The 12939-nt window shown below is 64.9% G+C and carries 13 protein-coding genes and 1 tRNA gene; 8 read left to right on the forward strand and 6 right to left on the reverse strand.

The features are described 5' to 3' along the window. Positions 1-34 precede the first annotated feature (34 nt). Genes J4O76_RS11805 through serS form a run of 3 tightly spaced genes read right to left on the reverse strand, consistent with a single transcriptional unit; the run spans position 35 to position 3224 of the window. Positions 35-1183 (reverse strand): peptidoglycan DD-metalloendopeptidase family protein, encoded by a 1149-nt coding sequence (locus tag J4O76_RS11805; RefSeq protein ID WP_426282010.1) that lies wholly within the window; start codon positions 1181-1183, stop codon positions 35-37. Beyond that, entirely contained in the window at positions 1183-1947 is a 765-nt protein-coding gene (gene surE / locus J4O76_RS11810; RefSeq protein ID WP_426282011.1) for a 5'/3'-nucleotidase SurE, read from the reverse strand. Before surE ends, J4O76_RS11805 begins: the two co-directional genes overlap by 1 nt. Beyond that, positions 1947-3224, reverse strand: coding sequence for a serine--tRNA ligase (serS, locus tag J4O76_RS11815; RefSeq protein WP_426282013.1), 1278 nt, complete (start codon positions 3222-3224; stop codon positions 1947-1949). The genes surE and serS overlap by 1 nt, the downstream gene beginning before the upstream one ends. Positions 3225-3327: 103 nt before the next feature. On the opposite strand from serS, the gene J4O76_RS11820 reads away from it, so the two are divergent. The 4 genes from J4O76_RS11820 to J4O76_RS11835 all read left to right on the forward strand — a co-directional run bounded on the left by J4O76_RS11820 (position 3328) and on the right by J4O76_RS11835 (position 6196). Next, a complete protein-coding gene (locus J4O76_RS11820; RefSeq protein WP_426282014.1) occupies positions 3328-3768 on the forward strand; it encodes a host attachment family protein in 441 nt (146 codons plus the stop codon). Between the two features lie 103 nt (positions 3769-3871). Next, positions 3872-4603, forward strand: coding sequence for a hypothetical protein (locus J4O76_RS11825; RefSeq protein ID WP_426282015.1), 732 nt, complete (start codon positions 3872-3874; stop codon positions 4601-4603). Positions 4604-5276: 673 nt separating this feature from the next. Further along, positions 5277-5747 (forward strand): RNA polymerase-binding protein DksA, encoded by a 471-nt coding sequence (gene dksA / locus J4O76_RS11830; RefSeq protein WP_056058504.1) that lies wholly within the window; start codon positions 5277-5279, stop codon positions 5745-5747. Between the two features lie 59 nt (positions 5748-5806). Continuing rightward, positions 5807-6196: a PilZ domain-containing protein gene (locus J4O76_RS11835; protein ID WP_426282016.1), complete on the forward strand. Its 390-nt coding sequence runs from the start codon at positions 5807-5809 to the stop codon at positions 6194-6196. A gap of 50 nt (positions 6197-6246) precedes the next feature. Here the strand turns inward: J4O76_RS11835 and J4O76_RS11840 are convergent, their stop codons facing one another. Beyond that, complete coding sequence (locus J4O76_RS11840) at positions 6247-6402, reverse strand: YdcH family protein (RefSeq protein ID WP_082441033.1); 156 nt, start codon at positions 6400-6402, stop codon at positions 6247-6249. 252 nt (positions 6403-6654) lie between these two features. Between J4O76_RS11840 and J4O76_RS11845 the strand changes: the two genes are divergently transcribed. Both J4O76_RS11845 and J4O76_RS11850 read left to right on the forward strand, forming a co-directional pair. After that, positions 6655-6852: a DUF465 domain-containing protein gene (locus tag J4O76_RS11845; RefSeq protein WP_056058507.1), complete on the forward strand. Its 198-nt coding sequence runs from the start codon at positions 6655-6657 to the stop codon at positions 6850-6852. 115 nt (positions 6853-6967) lie between these two features. After that, entirely contained in the window at positions 6968-7429 is a 462-nt protein-coding gene (locus J4O76_RS11850; protein ID WP_426282017.1) for a DUF1465 family protein, read from the forward strand. Between the two features lie 111 nt (positions 7430-7540). Here the strand turns inward: J4O76_RS11850 and J4O76_RS11855 are convergent. After that, positions 7541-7617, reverse strand: a tRNA-Pro gene (locus J4O76_RS11855). Positions 7618-7725: 108 nt separating this feature from the next. On the opposite strand from J4O76_RS11855, the gene lepA reads away from it, so the two are divergent. Next, positions 7726-9546, forward strand: a complete 1821-nt coding sequence (gene lepA / locus J4O76_RS11860; protein ID WP_056049136.1) for a translation elongation factor 4 — start codon at positions 7726-7728, stop codon at positions 9544-9546. 330 nt (positions 9547-9876) lie between these two features. On the opposite strand, the gene J4O76_RS11865 is transcribed toward lepA, so the two are convergent. Next, complete coding sequence (locus J4O76_RS11865) at positions 9877-10095, reverse strand: hypothetical protein (RefSeq protein ID WP_253070541.1); 219 nt, start codon at positions 10093-10095, stop codon at positions 9877-9879. A 305-nt stretch (positions 10096-10400) separates the two neighbouring features. On the opposite strand from J4O76_RS11865, the gene J4O76_RS11870 reads away from it, so the two are divergent. Further along, positions 10401-12734: a TonB-dependent receptor gene (locus J4O76_RS11870; RefSeq protein WP_426282438.1), complete on the forward strand. Its 2334-nt coding sequence runs from the start codon at positions 10401-10403 to the stop codon at positions 12732-12734. The last annotated feature ends 205 nt before the right edge of the window (positions 12735-12939 follow it).

The raw sequence follows: 12939 nt of genomic DNA on the forward strand, positions 1-12939 counted from the left end.
TCCCCCGATCCCTCCCGCAAGCGGGAGGGGAGAATCACGTTCGCGGCAGTTGCGACGTTGGATCGACGGGAGTCCGGCCCTTGCGCAGTTCGAAGTGCAGTTCGGGTCGATCCGCAAACCCGGTGTCGCCCGACAGCGCGATCGTCTGGCCTCGTTTGACGCTCTGGCCGCGTTGCACGAGCAGCTTCGACGCGTGGCCATAGACGCTCGTCCAGCCGCCGCCGTGCTTGATGATCACCAGCCCGCCGAGCGCGGCGATGCCATCGCCGACATAGGCGACGACGCCGTCCGCGGCCGCGTGGATCGGCGTCGAGACCGGCACGGCGATCTTGATGCCATCGTTGCGCTCGCCGCTGGCACCGTGGCCGAAGCGTTTCACGACCTTGCCGTCGACCGGCCACAGGAACCCGCCGCTTGCAAGACGCGCCGGCGCGGTGACGACGGCGTTGGAGGGCAGCACACGCCGCGGCGTCGCGATCGGTCTTACCGGCGCCTGGTTGCTGGCGAGGGCGGGTTCGCCGCCAGTCAGGATGTCGTCGATGTCAAGCGTGAACGCCTGCGCGCGTTCCGATGCGCTCGCGGTGCCGCCGCTCGGCTCGCCAGGGATCTGGATGCGCTGGTCGGCGCGCAACACGTAGGGTTCGACGAGCGCGTTGGCGGCGACGATCCGCGACCATTCGACACCGTAGGCGCGAGCGATCGCAATCCCAGTCTCGCCGCGGCGGACCTGGTGATAGCGGCCGCCGGGGATCTGCAACCGTTGGCCGGCTTGGATCGAATAGGGCGATTCGAGGCCGTTCGCGCGCGCGATCGCTTCGAGGCTCGCACCGCTGCGATCGACCACGCGGCTCAGCGTATCGCCGGGCCGGACGACATAGGTTGTATCAGGAATCGTCTTCGCATCGGCGCTGACCGGCCGCGCTTCCCAGGCGGGGCGTGGGGCGGGCAGGGTGGTGACCTCGCCGGTATCGCGTCCGGGAATGTCCTGCGGCTGCCGGTCGTCACGCGGCGTGTCCTCGCGCGGCATATTCTCACGCGGGCGGGGCGGATCGTCGCGGTGGGGCGGCGGATCGCGGTACGGACGCTGCGGCGCGTTTCCATAGCCGGCGGGGCGATCGACGTGCGGAATGCACGCGGTCAGCGCGAGCGTCGCCAGCGAAACCAGGACGCCCGCACGCCGCATCAACGATAGGCCTGCTTCAGCATGTCCATCGATTCGAAATGCGTGAGATCGAGATGCAGCGGCGTGACCGATACGTACCCCGCCGCCGTCGCTTCGAGGTCGGTCGCGTGCGCCGGCGTCTCGACGGTCCGGCCAAGCGCGAACCAGTGATATTCGTAGCCGCGCGGATCGGTGTTGCTGACGATCTGCAACCGGCCATAGTCACGGAAACCCTGGCCGACGACGCGCACGCCCTTCACCGCATCGGCCGGGCCGGCGGGAAAGTTGATGTTGACCAGCGTCCGCGGCGCCAAGGGTGCGTCGACCAGCGGCCGCAACACGCGTTCGCCCCAAGCCGCGGCGGCCTCGAACGGCACGCTGTCGCCCATGCCTTCGCGGCTGTATATCTGGCTCAGCGCGATCGACCGGATGCCGCCCAGCGCGCCCTCCATCGCCGCCGAGACGGTCCCCGAATAGGTCACATCCTCGGCAAGATTCGCGCCCCGATTGACGCCGGACAGAATCAGGTCGGGTGGGCAATCCTTCATGATCTTCGCGAGCGCCATCATCACGGCATCGGTCGGCGTGCCCGCGACGGCATACCGCTTCTCGCCATGCTTCCGCACGCGGATCGGCCGCGACAGCGTGAGCGAATGCCCAGCCCCCGACTGTTCCTCGGCGGGTGCGACCACCCAGATATCGTCGGACAAGGTTTGGGCGATCGTCTCCAGCACCTTCAGGCCGGGCGCATGATAGCCGTCGTCATTGGTGAGCAGGATCCGCATCAGCGCTTCGGCTCCAGGACGGTCAGCCCGCCAAGATACGGCTGGAGCACGGCGGGAACCGCGACCGAGCCATCTTCCTGCTGATAATTCTCCAGCACCGCGACCAGCGTCCGCCCGACCGCGAGCGCGGAGCCATTGAGCGTGTGGACGAACCGCGTGCCCTTCTCGCCCTCGGGCCGATAGCGCGCGTTCATCCGCCGCGCCTGGAAATCGGTACAGGTCGAGACGCTGCTGATCTCGCGATAGCGCGCCTGGCCCGGCAACCAGACTTCGAGATCGTAGGTGCGTGCAGCGGTGAAACCCATATCGCCGGTGCATAGAAGCATCCGCCTGAACGGTAGCTGCAACGCGTCGAGCACGCCCTCCGCGCAGGCGGTCATCCGCTCGTGCTCGGCCTCGGACATGTCGGGGGTGACGATCGAGACCATCTCGACCTTGTCGAACTGATGCTGGCGGATGTAGCCGCGCGTATCGCGACCTGCTGCGCCCGCCTCGGAGCGGAAGCACGGTGTCAGCGCGGTGAAGCGCAGCGGCAGTTCGGATTCGCTCAGGATCTGTTCGCGGACGATGTTGGTGAGGCTCACCTCCGCGGTTGGGATCAGCCAGCGGCCGTCGGTCGTCCGGAAAAGATCGTCCGAGAACTTGGGCAACTGGCCGGTGCCGAACACCGCCTCGTCGCGGACCAGCAACGGCGGCGAGACCTGCTCGAAGCCTGCCTCGGCGACATGATCGAGCATGAATTGCCCGAGCGCGCGTTGCAGCTTGGCGGCCGGCCCACGAACCAGCGTGAACCGCGCGCCCGACATCGCCGCGCCGGTCTCGAAATCGAGCCCGATCGCAGGGCCGATCGCGTCATGCTCGCGCGCCGTGAACGCGAACGTCGTTGGCGTGCCGCGCGTGTGGACGAGCGCATTGTCGTCTTCGCCGCCGCCCTCGGGCACGTCGGTTGCGGGAAGGTTCGGGATCGCGGCCAGCATGGCCTGGAGTTCGCCACCGAGCCGCGCTTCGTCGGCTTCCAACGCGGGCAGCGCCTCCTTCAGGCTCGCGACCTCGGCCATCAGCCCCTGCGCCTTGGCCTCGTCCTTCTGAGCCTTGGCCTGCCCGATCGCCTTCGACAGCTCGTTGCGGCGTGTCTGCGCGGTTTGCGAGTCCGCGATCGTCGCGCGGCGCTGTTCGTCGAGCATTACCAGCGAGGCGGACTGCGGTGCGACACCCCGCTTGGCGAGGGCGGCGTCGAAGGCGGCGGGATCGTCGCGGATCAGGCGTATGTCGTGCATGGCCGGGCTATGCCGACCGGCGGGGGCGTACGCAAGGCGGCGCAACCTCCCCGGCACGCGGCGCGTTCATCCCGCATACGCATAGCGAAAAGGAGAGACACGCATGCATCTTCCCCACAACTCCGTCGTGCTCGTCGCGGACGGCCGGAAAATGCTGTTCCTGCGCAACGAGGGCGACGCCGAGTTCCCCAATCTCGTCGTCGAAAAGGCGCAGGAGCAGGACAATCCGCCGACGCGTGACCAGGCAACGGATTCGGCAGGCCGCGCGTCGTCGCCACAGGGCGGTGTGCAGAGTTCGGTAGAACCGACCGATTTCCACCAGATCGAGGAAGATCGCTTCGCCGCCGACGCGGCCGAATTTCTGAAGGCCGGTGCGCTGAAGAACAGGTATGACTCGCTGATCGTGATCGCGCCGCCGAAGACGCTCGGCGAACTGCGCAAGCATTACCACAAGGAAGTCACCAGCCGCCTTAAGGGCGAACTCGATAAGGACCTGACCGGGCATCCGATCAAGGACATCGAGAAGGCCCTCATGAACGCCTGATCGACGGATAAGAAAAAGGCCCCGTCGGAAGATCTCCGGCGGGGCCTTTTCTATGCGAAGTTCCAGAGGTTAAGCTGCAACCGCCTTCGTTTTGGCGAAACGCTTGCGCGCGACGAGCGCTGCTGCTGCCGCACCGAACAGCAACACCATCGGCGGAGCGGGAACCGGTGCCGGCGGACCACCGCTCGATCCCGTGCTGCCGCTCGAACTGGCGCTGCTCGCGCTCGACGCGCTGCTGGCACTGCTTGCGCTCGAACCACTCGATCCGCTCGCGGACGAGCCACTGCTTCCCGACGATCCGGAGCTGCCGGACGATCCGTTCGAGCTCCAGCCGCCGGTCGAGTTCCAGCCGCCGCTCGATCCCCAACCCTTGCTGCTCGATCCATATCCCGACGAACTACCGCTGCTGGCCGAAGACGCGGAGGAGGCAGACGATGCCGACGATGCGCTGCTGGTCGAGGACGACACGTCGCCGCTCGATCCGCCCGATGCCGACGATACGTTGCCGCTCGATCCACCCGATGCGGACGATACGTTGCCGCTCGATCCACCGGTCGACGATGTGCTGGAAATGGTCGCGCCACCCGTACTGGTCGACGATCCGCCGCTCGATGTCGAAGACCCGCCGCTGCTGGTCGACGATCCGCCGGTCGAGGTCGATCCGCCGCTCGACGTCGAGGAGATGACGATGCTCCCGCTCGATCCGCCGCTGCCACCGAAGCCGCCGCCAAAGCCACCACCGAACCCGCCGCCGAATCCGCCGGGCGTACCGAAGAACCCGCCGCTGCCACCGACCGCGATCGGATCGGGGCCCGCGCCGCCGCCGCCAATGTAACCGGTGCCGACCGGAACCGGGACGGGCGCTGCGTTCGCGACCGTTACAACGGTTGGCGCGCACGTCTGGCGAGTCGTGGTGACCACGCGGCGGACGCGCGGCCGAGTCACGGCGGCGATCTGTGGTCGCGCGACTCGCTTGACCAGGACTCGCTTGGTATTAGCGGTTCGCTGCGGGCGCTCCGCGATATGCACCGCGCCGCCGCCGATCAAAGCGCCACCGCACGCGCACGCGCACAATTTCGCCAGGGCCATCCTCACCGACATATCGTCACTCTTTCGTTGCCGGCACCCTCGTGTTGCCGGATCCCCGTACGCAGTATTCGGAACTGCTATCCGACTAACTGCAAAACAAAGCGTTAAGCGCAAGTGGCTTAACCACATTCCGGATGGTTAAACGAGGATTTACTTATGCGGAAACCAGTGCGTCATCGTTAACGTGCCGCGCTGGGACAAAGTATAGCCCTGGCGCGCCGCGGACCCGTCCCGTACCGAAAAACGCTGACGCGACATCCGCAATCCGAGCGCCGCAATAAAATGTCGGTTTCGGGGCAGAATGCGCAAGCGCTGTCGCTTGTGGTCGCATGCCCGTGAGACTATAGGCGCTTTCACCATTTGGGGGCGGTCCTTGGAAATCAGCGAGGCTGATGCGACGGGGCCAGAGGGAGAGTGGTATGGCGACCGTAATGAATCGTGTGGACGATACCGGGAATTCCAGTCGAGAGGCCGCCAACGACAGCGGCGAGGATGGTTATCGTCCAGACGCGGACGAGCCGTTCATGAGCTTGAAGCAGCAGGCGTATTTCCGCCGCAAGCTTCAGGAGTGGAAGGAATCGATCCTGCGGGAGTCGCAGGAAACGCTTTCGCAGTTGCAGGTCGATTCGCTGCGTGAGGCGGATCTCACCGATCGTGCATCGAGCGAGACCGACTGGTCGATCGAACTGCGCACGCGCGACCGTCAACGCAAACTCGTCTCCAAGATCGAAGCCGCGATCCGGCGGATCGACGAAGGCGAATATGGCTATTGCGAAGTCACCGGCGAGCCTATCAGCCTGGCGCGACTTGAGGCACGACCGATCGCGACGATGACGGTCGAAGCGCAGGAACGTCACGAGCGTAACGAAAAGGTGTCGCGCGAGGATTGATCGCGCCCACCGATGGGGAAGAGAAAGCTGTGTTCGATCATGGTAAAATCGGTCGCGGCATGAGCATCGACACCGGGTCGCCCGGCGGCAACGAGAACCGGCGACGGCGCGAGCGAGACAGCTTGCTGCTGGTCGCGCAGGTGCGGATCGGCGACGAGACGACTGCCCGCGAGGCTAGGGTTCGCAATCTGTCCCAGACGGGTTTGATGGCCGAGCTCGCCAAGGTCGTCGATGTCGGGACGCCGGTCACGGTAACGCTGCGCGGGATCGGCGAAGTTGCGGGCACGGTCGCGTGGTGCACCGAGGGGCGGATGGGCATATCGCTCGACTCGCCAATCGATCCGCTGCTCGTGCGCAAATCTCCCGGTGGGACCAAGCCCTTGTCGCCGTCCTATACGGTCAAGGCGTCGGACAGCGCGTACGCCTTGCGCAATCCGAAGCCACTGTAACTCCCGCAAGTGGCTCCCCGGATTTACCCGGGGAGCGGTATCGGCGACCGTTATACGCTGACGATCTCTTCCTTCAGTCGCAGCTTCTGCTTCTTCAGGCTCGCCAACAGGTTCGCGTCGGGTAGCGGACGGTGCGTTTCGTCGGCGATCCGCTGCTCCAGCACGGCATGCTTGGTTTCCAGGGCTGTCTGATGAGTCGTCTGCACGGTGGGATGCCTCCTGCATTCGGGTTGGGGAACGGAGTAAACCACTCCGTCATCGAAATGTCTTCATCGGAAACGGACCAAATCGATTGGTCGAACGATTTGGCGCGACGGACCGAACGTGCGCGGTGGGGTCGCGATTCGTCTTGAAGTACGTTTTCGGTCTCGGCCTGACGGGCAGGGACGGTTTCGCACTCGCGCACTGCGCTGCGTTTGCTAAGGGCACCGAACACGACGGCAGCCATCGGGGGGCGAGTGGACGACGCGCAGACAAGAGTTCGACTTGATTCATTGCGGATCGAGCATCGCGATCTCGACGACGCGATCGCCGCCCTTGCGCTGGCATCGACGCCCGACCAGTTGCAGATGGCGCGGCTCAAGAAGCGAAAATTGCGGCTACGGGACGAAATTGCCTCGCTGGAAGACCTGCTGATTCCAGATATTATCGCGTGATTGCAACGGCCTAAACTGGAATGCGCACGTACTGGCGCATTTTGGGACACATGATGGTTAGCGTGCCGTTAACCTCTCTGGATGGCGTCTGGCCGGTGTGCCATTTGTCCAATCGATGACCCACGCCGGCTATGAATCGCGGATGCAGCGCCGCCTGATCGACGCTCTGTATAGCGAAGCGATGCTGCTGGCCGACGAGGCGCGGACCTATTTCGACGAAGCCGGCCGGGTCGAACGCGAGGCGCTCGATCCGCTGATCCGGGTCAGCTTCAGTTGCGAATCGCTCAAGTTGACGACCCGGCTGATGCACGTCATCGCGTGGCTGCTGACGCAGCGCGCGGTCCAGGCGGGGGAGCTGCGCCCCCGCGACGCGCTCGATCCCGCGCGGCGGCTGGGCGATGCGCCGATCACCGACGCGGCGCTGCTCGCGATGCTGCCGACGCGCGCGCGCGAAATGATCGGGGCGAGCACCGACCTGCATCGACGCGTGGCTCTGATGGATGAGGCGCAGGATATGCCGGAGGTAATCGCGAGCCCGGTTCGGTCGATGCAGAAGCGGATCGCCAACGCGTTCTAGGGCGCTGAGTTTATCTCGGCGGCAGGGCGGCCCGCTGGGCGGTGCGCGCTTACATCATCACGGAGAGTTTGGGTTCGGGGAGGGGGCAAACTCACCCCGTAAAATCGGCAATGGTCGGGGCGATAGGATTCGAACCTACGACCCCTGGACCCCGAGACCAGTGCGCTACCAGACTGCGCCACGCCCCGACAACATTGCCGGTGAGCGCCCTAGCCGCGACATCCCGAACGTTCAAGACAATTATGGTGTGTGTCCGCGATCTATCGCGCACGCGGCGTCGCTGCTAGGAGCGCGCCATGACTCCGCTCGACCGCATCCGCAATTTTTCCATCATCGCCCATATCGACCATGGCAAGTCGACGCTCGCCGACCGGCTGATCCAGGAAACTGGCGGCCTGACCGCGCGCGAAATGTCCGAGCAGGTGCTCGACAACATGGACATCGAGAAGGAGCGCGGGATCACGATCAAGGCGCAGACCGTGCGCCTAGCGTATCACGCGAAGGACGGCTTGGATTACGTCCTCAACCTGATGGACACGCCGGGGCACGTCGACTTCGCCTACGAGGTCAGCCGCAGCCTGGCCGCGTGCGAAGGCGCGTTGCTGGTGGTGGATGCCGCGCAGGGCGTCGAGGCGCAGACGCTCGCCAACGTCTACCAGTCGATCGAGCACGACCACGAGATCGTGCCGGTGATCAATAAGATCGATCTGCCCGCCGCCGAGCCCGAGAAGGTGCGCAAGGAAATCGAGGACGTGATCGGCATCGATGCATCCGAGGCGGTGCTCGCGTCGGCGAAGTCCGGGATAGGCATCGTCGAGATCCTCGAGGCGATCGTCACCAAGATCCCGCCGCCCAGCGGCGACCCGGAGGCGCCGCTGAAGGCGATGCTGGTCGACAGCTGGTACGATCCGTATCTCGGCGTCGTCATCCTGGTGCGCGTGATCGACGGCGTCCTGAAAAAGGGCCAGCAGATCAAGTTCATGCAGACCGGCACGATGCATCTGGTCGACCGGGTCGGCTGTTTCCGTCCGAAGATCGAGCAGCTGACCGAGCTCGGCACCGGCGAGATGGGCTTCATCACCGCGCAGATCAAAGAGGTCGCGCAGACCCGCGTCGGCGACACGATCACCGATGCCAAGCGGCCTGCGCTCGAAGCGCTCGCGGGCTTCAAGGAAGTCCAGCCGGTCGTGTTCTGCGGGATGTTCCCGGTCGATGCCGCCGAGTTCGAGAAGCTGCGCGAGAGCATCAGCAAGCTGCGGCTGAACGATGCGAGCTTCTCGTTCGAAATGGAGACGTCGGCGGCACTGGGCTTCGGCTTCCGCTGCGGGTTCCTCGGGCTGCTGCATCTTGAGATCATCCAGGAGCGGCTGACGCGCGAATACGATCTCGACCTCATCACCACCGCACCGTCGGTCGTGTACGAGATCGAGCTGACCCACCCCGATCCGTCCGGCACGACGCATATCGAGTTGCACAACCCCGCCGACATGCCCGAGCCGAACAAGATCGCGACGATCAGCGAGCCGTGGATCGAGGCGACGATCTACGTCCCCGACGAGTATCTCGGCAGCGTCCTGAAGCTCTGTCAGGACCGCCGCGGGATCCAGAAGAACCTGACCTATGTCGGCGGCCGCGCGCAGGCGACGTACGAGCTGCCGCTGAACGAAGTCGTGTTCGATTTCTACGATCGGCTGAAGTCGATGTCGAAGGGCTATGCCAGCTTCGACTATCACCAGATCGGCTACCGCGAGGGCGACCTCGTCAAGATGGGCATCCTGGTCAACGAGGAGCCGGTCGACGCGCTGAGCATGATCGTCCACCGCGGCACCGCCGAAGTGCGCGGCCGCGGCATGGTCGAGCGGCTGAAGGAGCTGATCCCGCGCCATCTGTTCAAGATCCCGATCCAGGCGGCGATCGGCGGCAAGGTGATCGCGCGCGAGACGATCAGCGCGATGCGCAAGGACGTGACCGCCAAATGCTATGGCGGCGATGCGAGCCGCAAGAAGAAGCTTCTGGAAAAGCAGAAGAAGGGCAAGCTGAAGATGCGCGAGTACGGGTCGGTCAGCATCCCACAGGAGGCGTTCATCGCCGCGCTGCGGATGGGCGACGACGCGTAGGCGGCCAAGGGTAGGCGGGGCAGCGCTTAGCTGAGGCTAGCGCCAAGCCGGACGGCGACCGGCCGAGCTTGTCCTCGGTCGTGTCGTCCGACGACGCGGCTTTGCCAGGTCGCGGCTTAGGCTCAGTTCGAAAGCTAGTTCGCTCTTCCTTGTTCTCCCGCGAAGGCGGGAGCCCAGTCTGGGTCCCCGCCTTCGCGGGGAAACATGCTACCCCTATGTGCAGGAACCGACGTCGAACCTTTCCGGGGCGGATAAGCGACGTTGAGACACTCGAAACCCAAGCCCCGAATGCCTACCCGCGCTGGAACGGCGCATCGCCGCCCGTCGCTGTTACTCGTACGTCGCGACCCCAAACGCGATGTAACCGATGCACAGGATAATCCGCGTCAGCCACGCCGCTTCGCCGTGCAGTACGACACTCGCTGCAATCGCGGCGATAAATGCCGCCATGATCGCCCAAGCCTGCCAGGCGAAAGGGAACGGGAAGATGCCGCCCGTCGCACTGGGCTCGAACCAACCCGAACGCCGAATGGTCAGCCAAAATCGCATCACGAAGTCCATAGGGCGAAGCTAGCATGGCGTTTCCGCTTCCTGCCATCGGCAAAAATATCGCACCGTGTCGCAAACCTGCAATCACCCAAAACGCCGTAACCAACTGTCATCATACCAACACAATCCCGGCCTAACCGCCGAGCCGGGGAGTGAGCGTCGCGAGGCGTCGTCGGGCCGTCCGGGGAGGGCGGTCGATGGCGCGGAGCGACGTTGCGTATTGGGATGTGCGGCCGGTCGTCAGGGACGCCGCTGCACTATTGGGGAATATCATCTTGAAGATTTCGGTCGTTAAGTCGGCGTTGATGCTCGGCGTCGCGTTTGGTTCGGTTGTGGGTGGCTCGGCTGCGTTCGCACAGGCCGTGCCGGTCCAGGATCGGGCCCAGACTCAGGCTGGGCAGTCTGCTCCCGAGGAAGGCTTGGACGACATCGTCGTCACCGCCGAGCGCCGTTCGGAAAACCTCCAGAAGGTCCCGCTCTCGGTCGGCGTCGCGTCGGGTGACGCACTGCGCGCCTATACCGCAGGCGGCGACGATACGCTGCTCGCGCTGTCGGGCCGCGTCCCCGGCCTGTACGTCGAATCGACTACCGGCCGCATCTTCCCGCGCTTCTACATCCGCGGTCTCGGCAATATCGATTTCTACCTCGGTGCATCGCAGCCGGTCACGATCATCCAGGACGACGTGATCCTCGAGCATGTCGTGCTGAAGTCGAACCCGGTGTTCGACGTCCGCCAGGTCGAAGTGCTCCGCGGTCCGCAAGGGTCGCTGTTCGGGCGCAACACCACCGCCGGCATCATCAAGTTCGACACGAACAAGCCGACCAACGACTTCGAGAGCCGCGCATCGGCCTCGGTCGGCAGCTATGGCAGCGTCAGCCTCGATGCGGGCGTCGGTGGTCCACTGATCAAGGACCTCCTCTCGATCCGCCTGTCGACGCTGCTCCAGCATCGCTCGGATTACATCGACAACGCCTATGCCGGTGTAAGCCAGGACAGCACCGCGACGCCGCGCAAGGACGCCATGGGCGGCTTCGACGATCGCAACGTCCGCGTGCAGCTGGCGCTGACACCGGGCGAACGCTTCACCCTCGACCTGTCGGGCCACGCGCGCTGGTATGGCGGCACCTCGACGTTGTTCCATCGCGGCGCGCTCAAGAAGGGTTCGAACGACGTCTCCGCCGAGCCGCGCAACACCGTGGCGCTCGACGAGGGTAACGACAACCCGCAGAGCTACAACACCTATGGCGGCTCGGCGCGTGCGTCCTACGACTTCGGTCCAGCCACGCTGACCTCGATCACCGCATACGAGACCACGTCCGGGTTCAGCCGCGGCGATACCGATGGTGGTGCGGGCGCGAACTTCCCGGTCCGCAACGCTGCCAACGTCCTGACGGCCAACGGCTTTGGCCAGTCGCAGGGCCAGATCCGCGATCTCGATCAATGGTCGCAGGAAGTGCGCGTCGCCGGCACCCCCGGTGGCCGCTTCAACTGGCAGCTCGGTGGCTTGTACTTCGACAACCGCGACATCACCGATTTCTACCAGCGGACGTTCTTCCTGACGACGGCGGCGCGCAATCCCAACAACTGGGTGCGGTTGCATGACGTCAACACCTCGTGGGCGGGCTTCGGCCAGGTCAGCTACGAGCTGATGGACAAGCTGACGGTGACGCTTGGCGGGCGCATCACCGAGGACAAGAAGCGTACGCAGCTGCTGAAGACCGTTCAGAATGCGGCTGGCGTCAATCAGTATCCGACCAACTTCCGCCGCGACGTCACGCTGAAGTCGACCAAGCCGAGCTGGGATGCGAGCATCCTGTACCAGGCGAGCCCCGACATCAGCCTCTACTCGCGCGTTGCCCAAGGCTTCCGCGGACCGACGATCCAGGGTCGTTCGGCAGTGTTCAACTCCGACTTCTCGACCGCGAACTCGGAGACGATCCTGTCGTGGGAGACGGGGATCAAGACGCGCCTGCTCGACAATACGCTGACGCTTAACGCCACGGTGTTCGGCTACCGCGTCAACGACATCCAGCTCAACGGCAACGACGTCAACGGCAACGGCATCCTGTTCAACGGCAACAAGGCCGAGGCGTACGGCATGGAAGCCGAGGCCAATTGGAAGCCGGTACCGAACCTCACGCTGGGCGCCGGGCTCAGCCTGTTGCACAGCGCGATCCGGGACAAGACGACCGAGGTGCAGATCTGCGCGCTCAACAATATCGTGGTCTGCACGCCCTCGGCGCCGGTCCGCGCGGTTCCCGGCGCTTTCGGTACGACGTACCTGGTCAAGATCGACGGCGAGCCGCTGCCGAATGCGCCGGAATACAATGTCGACCTCACCGCGCGCTACGACCAGCCGCTCGGCAATGGCGGTCGCGCGTTCATCGCGGGCGACTTCAACATCCAGGGCTACACGCAGTTCGTGCTGTACAAGACCAAGGAGTTCACCGCGAACGGCAACTTCGAGGGCGGCCTGAAGATCGGTTATGCCGCACCGGACGACGCGTACGAACTGGCGGTGTTCGCCCGCAACATCACCGGCGAGAAGAACCTCAAGGGCGTGATCGAGAACTACATGGCGGCGGTCTTCAACGAACCGCGGATCATCGGTGTGTCGCTCAGCGGCAAGTTCCGCTGATCTGACCTTCCCCCCTCCCGCAAGCGGGAGGGGCCGGGGGTGGGCTCGCGCTATCGTCGAGCGCAGCATGTGGTCGGGCCGGGCGCCCACCCCTGCATCCCCTCCCGCACGCGGGAGGGGATGCAGGGAGTTCGATGTTGCTACCTAACGCCCGCGTGACGCATTTTTCAGCAGCGTGGGCGCAAATGGCATTGTAGCGAAATGT

It is taken from the genome of Sphingomonas sp. NFX23 (assembly GCF_049887795.1).
Lineage (GTDB): Bacteria > Pseudomonadota > Alphaproteobacteria > Sphingomonadales > Sphingomonadaceae > Sphingomonas.

Coding starts and splice junctions, on each gene's coding strand:
- J4O76_RS11805 (WP_426282010.1), bottom strand. CDS start 1,183: ATGCGGCGTGCGGGCGTCCTGGTTTCGCTGGCGACGCTCGCGCTGACC.
- J4O76_RS11850 (WP_426282017.1), top strand. CDS start 6,968: ATGACCCACGCCGGCTATGAATCGCGGATGCAGCGCCGCCTGATCGAC.
- J4O76_RS11865 (WP_253070541.1), bottom strand. CDS start 10,095: ATGCGATTTTGGCTGACCATTCGGCGTTCGGGTTGGTTCGAGCCCAGT.
- serS (WP_426282013.1), bottom strand. CDS start 3,224: ATGCACGACATACGCCTGATCCGCGACGATCCCGCCGCCTTCGACGCC.
- lepA (WP_056049136.1), top strand. CDS start 7,726: ATGACTCCGCTCGACCGCATCCGCAATTTTTCCATCATCGCCCATATC.
- J4O76_RS11870 (WP_426282438.1), top strand. CDS start 10,401: ATGCTCGGCGTCGCGTTTGGTTCGGTTGTGGGTGGCTCGGCTGCGTTC.
- dksA (WP_056058504.1), top strand. CDS start 5,277: ATGGCGACCGTAATGAATCGTGTGGACGATACCGGGAATTCCAGTCGA.
- surE (WP_426282011.1), bottom strand. CDS start 1,947: ATGCGGATCCTGCTCACCAATGACGACGGCTATCATGCGCCCGGCCTG.
- J4O76_RS11820 (WP_426282014.1), top strand. CDS start 3,328: ATGCATCTTCCCCACAACTCCGTCGTGCTCGTCGCGGACGGCCGGAAA.
- J4O76_RS11835 (WP_426282016.1), top strand. CDS start 5,807: ATGAGCATCGACACCGGGTCGCCCGGCGGCAACGAGAACCGGCGACGG.